Origin of the sequence: Enterococcus sp. AZ141, assembly GCF_051714385.1 — a bacterium.
Lineage (GTDB): Bacteria > Bacillota > Bacilli > Lactobacillales > Enterococcaceae > Enterococcus_D > Enterococcus_D entomosocium.
Window position 1 is genome coordinate 1,483,019 of the sequence record NZ_JBIORT010000001.1, and the last position, 13,985, is coordinate 1,497,003.

At 44.7% G+C, this 13,985-nt stretch carries 14 protein-coding genes; 8 read left to right on the forward strand and 6 right to left on the reverse strand.

Features of this window, described 5'->3' with window-relative positions; translation table 11 throughout:
- Positions 1–10 precede the first annotated feature (10 nt).
- The 4 genes from IGI89_RS06975 to IGI89_RS06990 form a co-directional block, all read right to left on the reverse strand.
- Positions 11–1,603: an alpha-glucoside-specific PTS transporter subunit IIBC gene (locus IGI89_RS06975; protein WP_005233553.1), complete on the reverse strand. Its 1,593-nt coding sequence runs from the start codon at positions 1,601–1,603 to the stop codon at positions 11–13.
- Positions 1,604–1,790: 187 nt separating this feature from the next.
- A complete protein-coding gene (locus IGI89_RS06980; protein WP_005233555.1) occupies positions 1,791–2,462 on the reverse strand; it encodes a type 1 glutamine amidotransferase in 672 nt (223 codons plus the stop codon).
- Entirely contained in the window at positions 2,455–3,804 is a 1,350-nt protein-coding gene (locus IGI89_RS06985) for a MurT ligase domain-containing protein (RefSeq protein WP_438735470.1), read from the reverse strand. The genes IGI89_RS06980 and IGI89_RS06985 overlap by 8 nt, the downstream gene beginning before the upstream one ends.
- Before the next feature lie 198 nt (positions 3,805–4,002).
- Positions 4,003–5,409 carry a TrkH family potassium uptake protein gene (locus IGI89_RS06990; protein ID WP_008379338.1) on the reverse strand — a complete coding sequence of 469 codons (1,407 nt, stop codon included), beginning with the start codon at positions 5,407–5,409 and terminating at the stop codon, positions 4,003–4,005.
- A gap of 391 nt (positions 5,410–5,800) precedes the next feature.
- On the opposite strand from IGI89_RS06990, the gene IGI89_RS06995 reads away from it, so the two are divergent.
- Positions 5,801–6,619, forward strand: a complete 819-nt coding sequence (locus tag IGI89_RS06995; protein ID WP_438735471.1) for a Cof-type HAD-IIB family hydrolase — start codon at positions 5,801–5,803, stop codon at positions 6,617–6,619.
- A 183-nt stretch (positions 6,620–6,802) separates the two neighbouring features.
- The gene (locus tag IGI89_RS07000) at positions 6,803–7,597 is read left to right on the forward strand and encodes an HAD family hydrolase (RefSeq protein WP_369076018.1); all 795 of its coding nucleotides are present in this window, start codon (positions 6,803–6,805) and stop codon (positions 7,595–7,597) included.
- Positions 7,598–7,749: 152 nt separating this feature from the next.
- Here IGI89_RS07000 and IGI89_RS07005 read toward each other — a convergent pair whose 3' ends face one another.
- Both IGI89_RS07005 and msrA read right to left on the reverse strand, forming a co-directional pair.
- Positions 7,750–8,814 (reverse strand): iron-containing alcohol dehydrogenase family protein, encoded by a 1,065-nt coding sequence (locus tag IGI89_RS07005; protein ID WP_005233563.1) that lies wholly within the window; start codon positions 8,812–8,814, stop codon positions 7,750–7,752.
- Between the two features lie 162 nt (positions 8,815–8,976).
- Positions 8,977–9,495, reverse strand: coding sequence for a peptide-methionine (S)-S-oxide reductase MsrA (gene msrA, locus IGI89_RS07010; RefSeq protein ID WP_008379347.1), 519 nt, complete (start codon positions 9,493–9,495; stop codon positions 8,977–8,979).
- A gap of 92 nt (positions 9,496–9,587) precedes the next feature.
- Between msrA and IGI89_RS07015 the strand changes: the two genes are divergently transcribed.
- The 6 genes from IGI89_RS07015 to prmC all read left to right on the forward strand — a co-directional run bounded on the left by IGI89_RS07015 (position 9,588) and on the right by prmC (position 13,821).
- Positions 9,588–10,109 carry an AAA family ATPase gene (locus IGI89_RS07015; RefSeq protein ID WP_008379349.1) on the forward strand — a complete coding sequence of 174 codons (522 nt, stop codon included), beginning with the start codon at positions 9,588–9,590 and terminating at the stop codon, positions 10,107–10,109.
- A gap of 2 nt (positions 10,110–10,111) precedes the next feature.
- A complete protein-coding gene (locus IGI89_RS07020) occupies positions 10,112–10,537 on the forward strand; it encodes a GNAT family N-acetyltransferase (RefSeq protein WP_005233566.1) in 426 nt (141 codons plus the stop codon).
- Positions 10,538–10,591: 54 nt separating this feature from the next.
- A complete protein-coding gene (locus tag IGI89_RS07025) occupies positions 10,592–11,173 on the forward strand; it encodes a GNAT family N-acetyltransferase (RefSeq protein WP_008379353.1) in 582 nt (193 codons plus the stop codon).
- Positions 11,174–11,309: 136 nt separating this feature from the next.
- Positions 11,310–11,894 carry a thymidine kinase gene (locus tag IGI89_RS07030; RefSeq protein ID WP_005227882.1) on the forward strand — a complete coding sequence of 195 codons (585 nt, stop codon included), beginning with the start codon at positions 11,310–11,312 and terminating at the stop codon, positions 11,892–11,894.
- Positions 11,895–11,897: 3 nt separating this feature from the next.
- Entirely contained in the window at positions 11,898–12,971 is a 1,074-nt protein-coding gene (prfA, locus tag IGI89_RS07035) for a peptide chain release factor 1 (RefSeq protein WP_005227884.1), read from the forward strand.
- Positions 12,964–13,821 (forward strand): peptide chain release factor N(5)-glutamine methyltransferase, encoded by an 858-nt coding sequence (prmC, locus tag IGI89_RS07040; RefSeq protein ID WP_005233577.1) that lies wholly within the window; start codon positions 12,964–12,966, stop codon positions 13,819–13,821. The genes prfA and prmC overlap by 8 nt, the downstream gene beginning before the upstream one ends.
- Positions 13,822–13,985: the final 164 nt, after the last annotated feature.

The window sequence follows — 13,985 nt, forward strand, 5'->3', positions numbered from 1 at the left end:
TGTTTCCTCCTTAGTCTGATACAGCTAATAATTTTTCGAATTGTTCTCTCACTTGTGGCACATCCAGGCCAACGATCACTTGGAAGGCGTTGCCGTTGCGAACGACACCATGGGCACCAGCGCCTTTAAAGATGTCATCTGGCAGCACTTGGTCTTGATCTTTGACGGTGATTCTTAGGCGAGTGGCACAATTAGTGACTTTATCGATATTGTCGCGACCGCCAAACCCTTCTAAGTAGACTGCGGCTTGTTCGGTGTAGCGATTGGCACCGGCAATCACTGGAGTTCCAGTGTTGGCTTGTTTTTCTTTGTAATCTTTTTTGGTGTATAGTTTGACTTCGCTATTGTTTTCTTCCCGTCCTGGTGTGGCTAACTTAAATTTGAGGATCAAGAAGCGGAAAACAAGGAAATAAAGCGCAGTAAAGGCTAACCCAATCACCAACTGCGTGAAGATCATACTGCGATGATTTTGAAATAGCGGAATCCAGACCTTCGCTAACAGATCGATCAAGCCGCCCCCCATATCTCCAACGACCCCGAAGGCAAACATCGTTGCCGCCATGGTCGCTGCTAAAACAGCGTGCACCGCAAAGAGGGGTGGTGAGATAAAGAGGAAGGTGAATTCCAATGGCTCAGTGATACCAGCTAAAACGGCAGTTAAAGTGGCAGGGATCAAAATCGCTAAGACTTTCTTTTTATTCTCAGGCTTGGCTGTGAAATAAAAAGCAGCAGCGATCCCCGGTGCAGCAAAGATCTTAGAATTGCCATGTAAAGCAAAGCCCCCTTCAGGGAAAAGCTCTTTCAATGGTCTGGTGGATTGGGCAAATTCTTGTAAATGTGCCATCCAGTATTTGGAGATTCCTTCTTCGACGACAGCAGGACCAAAAACAAAGGGGGTATACACGAAATGATGAAGACCCGTGGGGATCAATATTCGCTCTAAGAAAGTATAGAGCCAGACCCCAAAGACCCCAGCACTTGCTAGAAACCCTTGCATGGACCCAATGCCAGCTTGGACTTTCGGCCAAATCAATGCAATCAAGAAAGCGACTGGCAACATCAAAAAGAATCCAAGGATCACGACAAAGGAAGAGCCTTGGAAGATTCCGAGAAAATCAGGCAGCTTCGTATCGAAAAACTTGTTGTGAAGATAGACGACGATCGCCGAAATAAAAATTGCTCCGATAATACCAGTATCTAATGTTTTGATGCCGGCGATCATTTTCAAGCCACTCTCACCGCCGGGATCAGCTGCAAAGTTGACACCGAAGAAGTGACCAAAGTACTCGATCATGCCAGAAATAAAATAATTACAAGTAATATAGACGACAAAGGCTTCCATTGCCGCTCGCGCATTGGCTTTTTTTGCGAGACCGATCGGTAATCCAATAACAAATAGTAATTCCATTTGGTTGAAGACCGTCCATGCACCGTTTTCAATGATCGTCCAAATGTTGAACCAAGTAGAGCCTTCAGTGGCGATGCTCCCCACAAGCATCGGATTTTTAAAGATAATACACAGCGCGACCATGATCCCCGAAAATGAAAACAAGAGGACCGGGGTAAACATCGCACCGCCAAACCGCTGAACTTTTTCCATCATAATTTCTTAACATCTCCTTTCAATTTTTACTACAACCTCAGTATAGAAAAGAAAGATAGCGGTTACAATAAAGTGAGGCGGCATAGGAACGTAGAAGCAAACAAAGAGAAAAGGTAGCAACTGCGGGGAAATTTCCCATAAAAAAACAAACCTGCGAAAAACAGGTTTGTTTGCTAAGTACGTGTATTTAAATTTCGACGTTGCCATAACGATTGGCAAGGGCGGTGCGGATCAAGCGCTCTGCCAAATGCTCATTTCTTGCGAGAAGCGGTCCGTGGAAGTAAGAGCCGAACACATTGCGGTAAACCACGCCTTCGGTTTGGTCTTCGCCATTGTTTCCTTGTCCTTGGATGACTTTCCCCAATGGTTTTTCCCCTTTACCTAAGAAAGTACGGCCATTATGGTTTTCAAAGCCATAATAGGTCTCATCGAATTCTTCATTGTGGATCACGATGTCACCGATGAAACGGTTGTTTTCTTGGCTTAAGGTGTAATGATCCAAGGCACCGATCCCCTTGATTTTCTCGCCGTTGGCACCGATGTAGTAATGACCCAGCAATTGATAGCCGCCGCAAATTGCCAGCATCACGCCATCATTTTCGATATAGCTGGTCAGGGCTTCTTTTTTTGATTGGATATCTTGTGAAACGATCACTTGTTCAAAATCTTGTCCGCCACCGAAGAAGACGAGATCATATTTTTCAGGATCGAAGGGCTCGTGAATGCTGACGACTTCTGCGTTGAAGGTCACGCCTAGTTTTTCGGCCACGTAGCGCAACATCAAGAGATTGCCGTTATCGCCGTAAGTATTCAAAAGATTTCCATACAAGTGGGCAACATTCAGTTGATACTTAGTCACGACTCATTCCTCCTTTGATATAGCCTTTTTCCGCAAGCTTTTTGCGTAGCTGCAGGACTGCAGTGTAAGTCGCTAAAATATAGACTTTTTCTGTTGGTAAGTCTGCAATTTGCTTGATGACGTCATCAAGTTCAGGGGTTTCAATGATTTTCTCTTCAGGGATCCCCGCAACTTTTAACCGCAACGCCATATCTTTGTGACGATCACCACCAGCGACCACTTGAGGAATCCCCATATCGGCAAACGCTTCATGGTCGCCATCCCAAATCCAGCTGACGTCGATCCCATCTGCGTAGTTGGCATTCAACAAGCTGACTAGTGAGAAAGGATAGGGCGACAGGCTGATCATATCGATGACTTGGTTCAAACCAACAGGGTTTTTAACTAAAACTAACGTACATTCTTTGTCCCCGATGCGGATCACTTCTTGGCGGCCAAAGACTTTTTCGTCATAGGCCAAACCAGATTTGATTTTTGCAGGTGCTACGCCATAATATTCCGCAACCGCAGTTGCCGCCAGCGCATTGTAGACATTGTACATCCCACCAACTTCGATGCGATAGTCATTGCCATCGATCACAAAATCAGCAGAGGTGTTGTCCATTGCAGTCATTTCCGTCAGTTTATAATCCAATTCTGGTCGATGGAAGCCGCAATTTGGGCAGTAGTATTTCCCAAGATTGGCATAGGTGATCATTTTATAATGCAAAATGTGATGACACTCAGGACACAACACGCCATCCGTATTGTAATGGGCCATCTGCTCTTCATCTGGCAAATGATCAAATCCATAGTATTTCCGCGGATTGACAGTTGCCACCGAATTGAACAGTGGCGAATCCCCATTGCAGAGGATCGTTGCTTCCGGTGAGTTTGCGGCACCTTCAACGATCATTTTATAGGTCGTATAGATCTCGCCATAACGGTCCATTTGATCGCGGAAAATATTGGTGAAAACGAACAATTCCGGTTTGATGTACTTCGTTACTTTGCTGAGACTGGCTTCATCGATTTCTAAAACCGCAAATTTTTTGCCTTTTTTAGGGCGTGCCGATAGAAAGGTTGAAACGATCCCTTGGACCATATTGGCGCCGGTGGGGTTCGTTAATACTTCATCAAATTCTTGGCGCAAAATATTGACAGTCAAGGCAGTCGTCAATGTTTTGCCGTTGGTGCCTGTGATCACGACGACTTGGTAATCTTTCGCCAAATGATCTAATATATGTGGATCAACTTTTAATGCTAATTTACCAGGCAGGCTTGAGCCACCTTTGAAAAAGTTCTTTAATACCCATTGAGAGGTCTTACCGACTGAAACAGCCAGATGACTTCGTATTCCCATAATGTAACCCTCCATTAGAGCGAATGCTTTCGTTGTGCAAATTCAATTTATCATACCATATACCAAGAAAAAGGTTAAATTGCTTTTGCGATTCTTTAAATTTCTACAAAGACCATTCTGATAAATGGCTCTTTTACTTGCGATGATCAAAGGCTTGAAAAGCAAAACAGCAAACCTTCTGCCAGGTTTGCTGCTGCTTTAACCGATAATGATTTTTTCCGTTGGGTACTCGTAGCCTAAGTCACGTGTTTCTTTTGGTACGAATAACATCAAGGTGTACAGCATACCGACACGGCCGATAAACATCAAAAGAGCAATCACGAGTTTGCCGATGGTTGATAAATCGCCCGTGATTCCTAAAGAAAGCCCTGTGGTTCCAAAGGCCGAGGAAACTTCAACAATGATGGCGATCAAAGGGATATCCTCGATGGCGGTCAAGAATAAGACACAAAAGAAGCACATGCCCATCGAAAGCATGAAGACCACCACTGATTTACGGACGTCATCTTGATCGATCCGGCGACCGAAGATATTGATATTGTCCTCACTTTTCAAGAAGGCATAGAGGTACAGCCCAATGATGGCAATGGTCGTCGTCCGAATCCCCCCACCAACAGAGCTGGGACTACAACCAATAAACATCAGCAAGGAGAAAACGATCAACGTCGTGGTTTGGAAGTTGCCTAAGTCATGGATCTGCAGGCCAGCATTCCGCGTTGTCATGGAATAAAACATGCTGTTCATCCACATACCACTAAAGCTGTAATCTTTGAATAAATAATCTTTCTCAAGGAAAAAGATCGCTAATGTACCGCCGACAAAGAGGATCACGAAAGCCAAAACAGCAATTTTTGTGAATAAAGAAAAGCGAAACGGCAAGCGGCGGCGTTGTTTTTTCATTTTAAAAAGGACCCATTCCCGAAAGTCCATGATCACTGGAAATCCGATCCCCCCGATAAAAATCAAAATCATGATACACGTCAGGAAGAAATAATCATGGGAAAACGGCAAGATGGAATTGCCCGTCACATCAAACCCTGAGTTGGTCACAGCAGAGATCGCTTGATAAAATCCATAAAAGATCGCGTCACGCCAATTGTCATAATACCCGTAAAGATGAAAATAAACAGCGAAGATCGTACCTGCTACCAACTGACAAACTAAAATGATGGTAAACGTCGTTCGAATCATCCGAACGATCCCGCTAAGCTTTGGCTGGTTCATATCTGTCATGATCAATTGGCGCTGCTTTAAACTGATTTTGCGCCGTGAAACGATCGCAAAAAAGGTCGAGATCATCATGATCCCTAAACCACCAACTTGAAAGAGGACTTCCAATAAAATGACCCCGCGGTCGTTAAATACGTCATTGATCGGGAAGGTAGTCAACCCTGTGACACTGACCGTGCTGACCGCCATAAAGAACAGATCGATAAACGCGACATGAGAGCCCGGTTCCCGAAAGAAGGGAAGTGAAAAAAGCCCCAAAGAGACCACCGTCATCACGATATAATAAAAAACAATCACTTGGATTGAAGATACATTCTGGGAAATAAACGTCTTGCTCCTGCGCTGCGTCAAGCGAGCAAAGCGGGTAAAGTTCATAACAAAAACCCCTCACTAATTAAACTATCCCCAGTATACCAAAGAACCAAGTAGATTTGAAAGAAAGCAGGATAGAATTTATGTGGGGCAGAAATTGCGCAAGGAAACGTTTCTGGAGTGATTCTTTTCATTCGGGCAAAGGAGCCGCCAATCAATCCTTGTGTTTGGCAGCGATGGTCTGCCTTTGAATGATCTTCAATCATTGTAAGGATTTTTGAAAAGGTAGGCACGATTGAATGGTGTAAAGCAGTAGTCTCTTTTTTGAGAGGCACTATCCCTTCAATCGATTTTTTAGCAAGAAAAAGGATGCGGAAGTTGTATATACATGTTAAAATAATAATGTGAGAAAAACGCTTTCTTTAATAAAGAAAGCCAGAATGGAGAGAAGTAGATGAATGCCAACCCTTATGATATCAAGTTAGTAGCTGTCGATATGGATGGAACCTTTATGCGCACGGATTATACGTATGATGTTCCCCGCTTCAAGGCCGTGTTGGCCCGCATGAAAGCAGTCGGCTGTCAGTTTGTCGTTGCCAGCGGCAATCAGTATTACCAGTTGCGGGCTCAATTTCCCGGCTATGATCACGAGCTGAGTTTTGTTGCAGAAAACGGAGCACTTGTCAAAGACAAAGAAACAGTGCTTTTTGCAGCGGACATTCCCCGAGAAACGGTTTTCGCAACCTTAGATTTATGTAAAAAATACCCCGAAGTTAAAAATGTAATGTGTGGGCTCAATAGTGCTTATTGTGAACGGGGAACGGTCAGTGATGCTTTTTTTGAATTAACAAATAAGTATTACCACAAATTGCAATGGGTCGATGACTTTGCCCAAGTAGAGGACACGATCCTGAAATTTGCCCCAACCGTTCCTGTCGAAAAAACGGCCTATTATTCGGAACTATTTCAAAAAGAACTAGCTGGTTTGCTAGTGCCAACAGGCAGTGGGCATGGTTCCGTGGATCTGATCGTGCCTAACTGCCACAAAGCATCAGGATTGGCACGCTTGGTAGAGCGATGGGGGATCACTCCTGAGCAATGTGTCGCTTTTGGCGATGGCGGCAATGATTTGGAAATGTTAGCCTATTGCCAGAGAGGCTATGCGATGGACAATGCGCCAGAAAACGTCAAAGCCGTTGCCACCGCCGTCTGTCCCTCAAATGATGAGGATGGAGTATTAGTCACATTGGATCAGCTGTTCCCGATGGTCTAGGCGTTCTTTAAGATTCTTAAAAATAGGTAAGTATTCCGATCAATTTTCACGATTTCAGAAGAAAACGCTGGCAATTTATGAGAAGATAAAAGAAATAAAAGATAACAGCGACGATCCGCACGGAACAATAGAGAGAAAAGCGCATCAATTTTTTTGAAAATCGAGACGGAAATGGGGAAGATCATGAAGAACGTGAAAATTATTTTTTTTGATGTTGATGGCACACTGATCGACATGAGCAAAAAGCAAATCTCTAAAAGAATGTTAGCCACATTAAAAGCCTTGAAGAAGCAAGGGATCCTGTTGTGCATTGCGACTGGCAGAAGTCCCATCGCGTTGCCGCAATTTGAAGGCGTGACCTTCGATGCGTTTTTGACCTTTAACGGATCGTATTGTTTTAATCAAGCCGAGGGGATCCACCAAAACCCCATTCCTAAAAAAGATGTTCAGCAAATCATAGAAAATGCGACGGCGCTCAAGCGTCCAGTAGCAATCGCAACGAAGGATCGTACCGTTGCCAATGGCAAAGATGCTGATTTAGTTGAGTATTTTTCCTTTGCTCATCAAGAAGTGATCGTGGCAGAAGATTTTGAAGAGTTGATCCAACAGCAAGACATTTTCCAAGTGATGTTAGGTTCAGGGAAAGAAGACTACGCCAAAGTGATGGCAAATACTACAGAGGCGAAAATCACCGCCTGGTGGGATCGGGCAGTCGATATTATTCCAGCCAGCAGCGGGAAAGGAAGCGGCATTGCCAAAATGCTGGCTTACTATGGCTTGGATAAATCCGAAGCCATTGCCTTTGGGGATGGCAACAATGACATTGAGATGCTGGAGGCAGTTGGTTGGGGTCTAGCAATGGCCAATGCTTCGGATGAGTTAAAAGCGATCGCTGACGAAGTGATTGGTCACGTAGCCGAGGAAGGTATTTATCAATACTGCTTAGAAAACGGGTTGCTGGGTGAAGCCGTGCAGTGATGGGCAATGCGTCAGTTGCTGTTGCCCGCTAAGAACATGCGCAGCCAGGATTGCTACTGCGTGTCAGTTTGATCAAATAAAAAAACTGTTTCCGAAATGCATTAGGGAAACAGTTTTTTATTGATATAAAGTTGTTTAGCAATTTGTACGGTTTACAGCGCCTCTACTGCTTCGATCGCCTGATAGACTTTTTCGGGTGTGATCGCAGGATCGATCAAAATAAAGGTTTCTTCTTCCTTGACAGCATAGGTCAGAACCGAGGCGAAGTAATCCCGATCAAGGCGCGTCACGTGGAGATCCTTCAGCTTCATCGGCAAGTGCAAAGCTTCGTAAAACGGCCGTAATTCTTCAATCACATCAAAATCATTGGTATAGGCAAGCTGGACCCAAATGCAGTAGGCGACTTTATTGCCGTGCAAGACACTATGGGTCTCATTCAAATAAGACAAGCCGTCATGCAGCGCATGCGCACCGGACGTGCGGCCAAACTCTACTGCAAAACCGCCAACTTCGCCTGCCAAAGCAATGATCGCGTCGGTGATGCGGGCAAAGGCGGGTGTCAGCTGCCCAGCTTCTAGGTCTTTGACAGCTTGGATCGCATCAGCAATCAGCAAGTTTTTGATCAAAAGAGCGCTTTGGAAACCTAGCCGTACTAAGGCAGTCTTGTCGTCTTCTGCCATGTTGCGGACGATGGCTTCCATTTCATAATATTTGGCTAAGGTATCAGCGATCCCTGCGATAAAGTAATCAACAGGTGTGGCTAGTAAAAAACGGGTGTCGACGATCGTCATGTAGGCACCTTTTTTGGCATAGTCGATTTTACAAATCGTATGATCGGGGTAATAGGCGACGATCACCGGGGTAAAGGGTGCACAGTTGGAAACCAATGTAGGGATCACGATCAACTCTGCGCCAAGGGTTTGGGCGGTGATTTTTGCTGTATCAGCGACCTTGCCGCCGCCGATTGCCACCACGGCATCTGCTTGCTGGATCGCTTCAGCTAAGGTTTGCGCATTTTCATAACTCGATGATCCATCGTAGCGGTAGATCGGGTAGTCAAATGAATGAGGGTAATAGTTCGAAAACACATCGAATGACTGCTCCCCAGTAATTACTGCTACCTCTTGGAACTCTCGTAAATACTCCGGCAAATCAGTTAAGACCCCATCGCCCGTAATATAACGGTTTGGACCTGGACGGACTTCATTAGCTAACATCAAACAAACACTCCTTTATAATCGTCAGAATTTTCTAATCAGTGTAGCGCGAAAATGCCCTGACTGTCAATTTCCTTTTTGGGAAAAAACAGAAAACAGCCGATCTGCTGACGAGGCAGATCGGCTGTTAGTGATGAATTGTAAGGAACGTTCCCCAAAATGTTAAGCCCAGTTTTGGCGAATAAAGCCGGCTCGACCGGAGCCTTCGCTATAAGCATTGTAATGGGCTGCATTTTTTTTGTAAAAATCTTGATGATAATCTTCTGCAGGATAAAAAGGTTCTGCTGGTTCGATCTTCGTTACGATCGGACGGTCAAAGCGGCCGCTAGCTTGCAACTGCGCCTTTGATTTTTCCGCAATCGCTTTTTGTTCTTCACTATTGTAAAAAATCACTGGACGATAGGAATCACCACGGTCGGCAAACTGACCAAACGCATCCGTGGGGTCTGTCTGCTGCCAATAGATGGCAACTAATTCTTCATAAGAGATGACTTCAGGATCAAAGGTGATTTCAACTGCTTCGGTGTGACCGGTGGTACCTGTCGTTACTTGTTGGTAGGTTGGGTTAGGGACATGGCCGCCAGTAAAGCCCGAAACCACTTTGAGGATGCCTGGCTGTGAATCAAAAGGCTTCACCATGCACCAAAAACAACCACCAGCAAAAATTGCCGTATCATTCATAGGTATTCCTCCTTTGCTTCTATGGTATGCTTCTAGTAGAGAAAAACAAGAGATATGCTTAGATAACTTACTAACGAAGAAAGGAACCGCCCATGGAAAGCATGTTAATTTTACTACGGGGGAATTCTGGCAGCGGAAAAACCACTATTGCCAAAGCTGTTCAGCACGTTTTTGGGGAAGAGGCAGTGCTGATTTCACAAGATGTTTTTCGGCGAGAAATTTTTTGTGTCAAAGATACCCCTAATAATTTAGCCAGCGGTTTGATGAAAGAAGCTGTTCTATATGCGAAGGGGAAAGTGCCGATGATACTTGTTGAGGGGATTTATTCTCGTGAAAAATACCAAGACTTTCTCGACTTTCTAATGAAACTCTTTCCCCAAAAAAAGCTAGTTTATTATTTTGATCTTTCTTTCGAGGAAACGGTCAAAAGACATCAGACCCGAATGCAGCGAGACTATTTTTCCGAGGAAGCGATGCGTAAATGGTGGCTTGAGCGAGACTTGCTTTTCCCAAAAGGATCTTCAGAGGAAAGACTGATCAAAGAAGGCCTAACGATAGCAGAAACGGTCGATCAGATCATCGCAGATTATCAAGAAACAAGAAGGAGTGATTGAATATGGCGCGAATCATTGAACAAGGAACAGACCAAGAATTGGCTGCGTTAGAAACAGCATTAACAGCATACACAAAGCATCAAAAACCATTTACACAAACAGAGACCTATCAGAACTTTAGCAGTGTAATCAAAAAAGAGGGTGTGGTGATTGCTGGCGGTATTGCCTACGCCTCAATGTATCATATCGGCTATCTTGACACCCTGTGGGTCAAAGCATCCGAGCGGGGAAAAGGGTATGGCAAGCAGATTCTTACGGATCTTGAACAGCAGTTGAAAGCATTTGGCTGTGAAAATTGCCAGACGGCGACTTTTGATTTCCAAGCACCAGATTTTTATCAGCGAGTGGGCTATGAAGAAATCGGGAGAATCGCCCATACGCAAAATCAGCTAACAGAAATTTTTCTAGTAAAGAAATTACGTGATTGAATCCCAAAGAAACCGTTGAACAAGGACGAAACCAAGGAAAGAGAGGCACAACCAATGTTAGATAAATCAATTCCATATGCAGAAATCTGGATGAAGCGAGCACACAAAAGCACACCGATCCAGCCCATTCAATCCGATAACTATTCGCTACGCAGCTACCAAGCAGGAGACGAAAGGCACTGGGCACGGATCGAAACATCCGTCGGAGAGTTTGACAATGAGGAAGAGGCATTGGCGTATTTTGAAAAAGAATTTATGCCCGAGCAAGCACAGCTAGGACAGCGAATGTTTTTTGCCCTTGATCAAACAGGTACACCGGTCGGCACGGCTACCGCTTGGAAAAAAGCCAAGCAAGACGGTACACCGGTTCCGCTAGTCCATTGGGTAGCAGTAATGCCGCAAGCTCAACGTCAAGGGATCGCTCGCGGCTTGGTCACGCAAGTCGTTTCTGTCTTAGAGGCAGCCAACGAGCCGATGTATCTTCATACGCAAACGTGGAGCCACGCAGCAATCAAGCTCTACCAGCAGCTCGGTTTTGTGATCATTGCAACGGATATCAATGGGAATGAAAATCCAGAATATCCACTGGCTTGTCAAGTATTGGCAGAAGTGGCCAGAAAAGCCAGAAATGATTAAGAAGTACCGGCAGCAAAAAATCCGTTAACTTTTCGTAAAACTCTTGCGTAAAAGGCGGCGTGTGTCGAATTTAAGTCTGTAAAAATTCTCCTTTTTCAAGTATAATACCAAAGGAGTATGAGGAAGGATGGGCGAGATGGCACAGCTTTTTTTTAAATATGGCGCAATGAATAGTGGGAAAACGATCGAGATACTGAAAGTTGCTCACAACTATGAAGAACAAGACAAACCAGTCGTGATCATGACAAGTGGATTGGACACGAGAAGCGGCGTGGGAAATGTTTCGAGTCGCATCGGCTTAGAGCGAGACGCGATCCCGATTTTTGATGAAACGGATCTATTTCATTTGATCAAAGACCTCGGTTATAAACCTTATTGTATTTTGATCGACGAAGCACAGTTCCTAAAGAAGCATCACGTGCTGGCTTTCACCAAAATCGTGGATGAGTTAGGTATTCCTGTAATGGCCTTTGGCTTGAAAAATGATTTCCGCAATGAATTATTTGAAGGCTCAAAATACTTGCTGCTTTACGCAGATAAAATCGAAGAGATGAAAACCATCTGCTGGTTCTGTCATAAAAAAGCAACCATGAACTTGCACTATATCGACGGAAAACCCGTTTACGAGGGCGATCAAGTACAAATCGGCGGCAATGAAGCGTATTATCCAGTTTGCCGCAAGCATTACTTTCACCCGGGAATGAAAAAAGAAGGAGAATAATCAATGTACGATCAGTTACAAGCAATCGAAGACCGTTACGAAGAATTAGGCGAATTACTAAGTGATCCAGCCGTGATCTCTGACACCAAACGCTTCATGCAGCTTTCAAAAGAAGAAGCCAATACACGGGAAACGGTGGAAGTCTACCGCCGTTACAAAGAAGTCGTTGAAGGAATCAAGGACACTGAAGAAATGCTTGGGGAAAACCTAGATGCAGAAATGGCTGAGATGGCCAAAGAAGAACTCTCTGACTTGAAAAAAGAAAAAGACGTTTTAGAAGAACGCATCAAGATTTTGTTGTTGCCAAAAGACCCGAATGATGACAAAAACATCATCATGGAGATCCGTGGTGCAGCAGGCGGCGACGAAGCAGCCTTATTTGCTGGCGATCTTTTCAATATGTATCAAAAATATGCGGAAAACCAAGGCTGGAAAGTCGAAGTCATGGATGCCAACGTCACTGGGATCGGCGGCTACAAAGAAGTCATCATGATGATCACTGGCGACAACGTCTTTTCAAAATTGAAATATGAGAGCGGCGCCCACCGAGTGCAAAGGGTACCGTCTACCGAATCACAAGGCCGAATCCATACGTCTACGGCAACGGTCGTGGTTATGCCTGAAGCAGAAGAAGTCGAAATCGATATCGCAGACAAAGATATTCGTACCGATATTTACCATGCCTCTGGTGCCGGTGGTCAGCACGTTAACAAAACAGCTTCTGCTGTTCGTTTGACTCACTTGCCAACTGGGATCGCTGTTGCGATGCAAGATGAGCGTTCACAGCTGAAAAACCGTGAGAAAGCGATGAAAGTCTTGCGGGCACGGGTCTATGACCAAATGCAGCAAGAAGCACAAAGCGAATACGATGCAAACCGTAAATCAGCAGTGGGTACCGGCGATCGTTCTGAACGGATCCGGACCTATAACTTCCCGCAAAACCGCGTAACAGATCACCGTATCGGGTTGACTATTCAAAAATTGGATCAAATTTTAGCTGGAAAACTCGATGAAATTGTTGATGCACTGATCGTTTACGATCAAACATCAAAATTAGATGAGATGCAAAATGGCTAAAACCTATCGAGAAGTCCTTTCACGGGCTTCTTCTTTTTTAGAAACGAAAGGACTGGACGGGTATGCGATCCAATACCTGTTTTTACAGCGAAAAAACTGGCAGCAACTCGATTGGCTGCTGCAGATGGACCAACCCATCCTAAGGGAAGATGAGGCACAGATCGCAGCAGATCTTGAACAGTTGCTACAGCATGAACCCCCGCAATATTTATTGGGGTATGAAGAATTTTATGGTCATCGCTTAAAAGTGACCCCTGCAACCTTGATCCCGCGTCCAGAAACCGAAGAGCTGGTGGAAAACTGTCTGGCAAAACTACCAGCAGATCAGCCGCTACGAGTCGTTGACATTGGCACGGGTACAGGAGCGATCGCCATTGCCTTAAAATTGGCACGTCCCCAGTGGTCGGTAAGTGCCGTGGATCTTTCAGCAGAGGCGTTAGCTGTTGCTAAAGAAAATGCGACAGCCTTAGGTGCGGAGATCCGCTTTTTCCAAGGAGATACCTTGGAGCCTGTGGCAGATCAGCAATGGGATCTGATCGTTTCCAACCCGCCGTATATCAGCGCTGAAGAGTGGCCGCTGATGGATATCAGCGTACGGGAAAAAGAACCTAAAATGGCGCTTTTTGCTCAAGAACAAGGATTGGCGATCTATAAGCAATTAGCACAGCAAGCACCGAAGTGTTTGGCACCAAGTGGGCAAATGGCGCTGGAAATCGGCTTCCAGCAAGGACAAGCTGTTCAACAGCTTTTTGCAGCCGCTTTTCCCAACAAAGAAGTTACCGTAGTAAAAGATCTTGCGGGTCAAGATCGGATGGTGTTTGTCAGTCATCCACAAGATGTGGATAAATAAATTTTTTTTGCTACAGAAAAAGTGCAAAAACCTTATGAAATGAACAATTTGGGAATAAATGGAGTTATAAACAAGGTTATCCACACTTGACAAACGACTTATCCACAAAATGTGGATAAGAAACGAGAAAATGTTGATAAGTGTGGAAACTTCTCAAAAAAGGA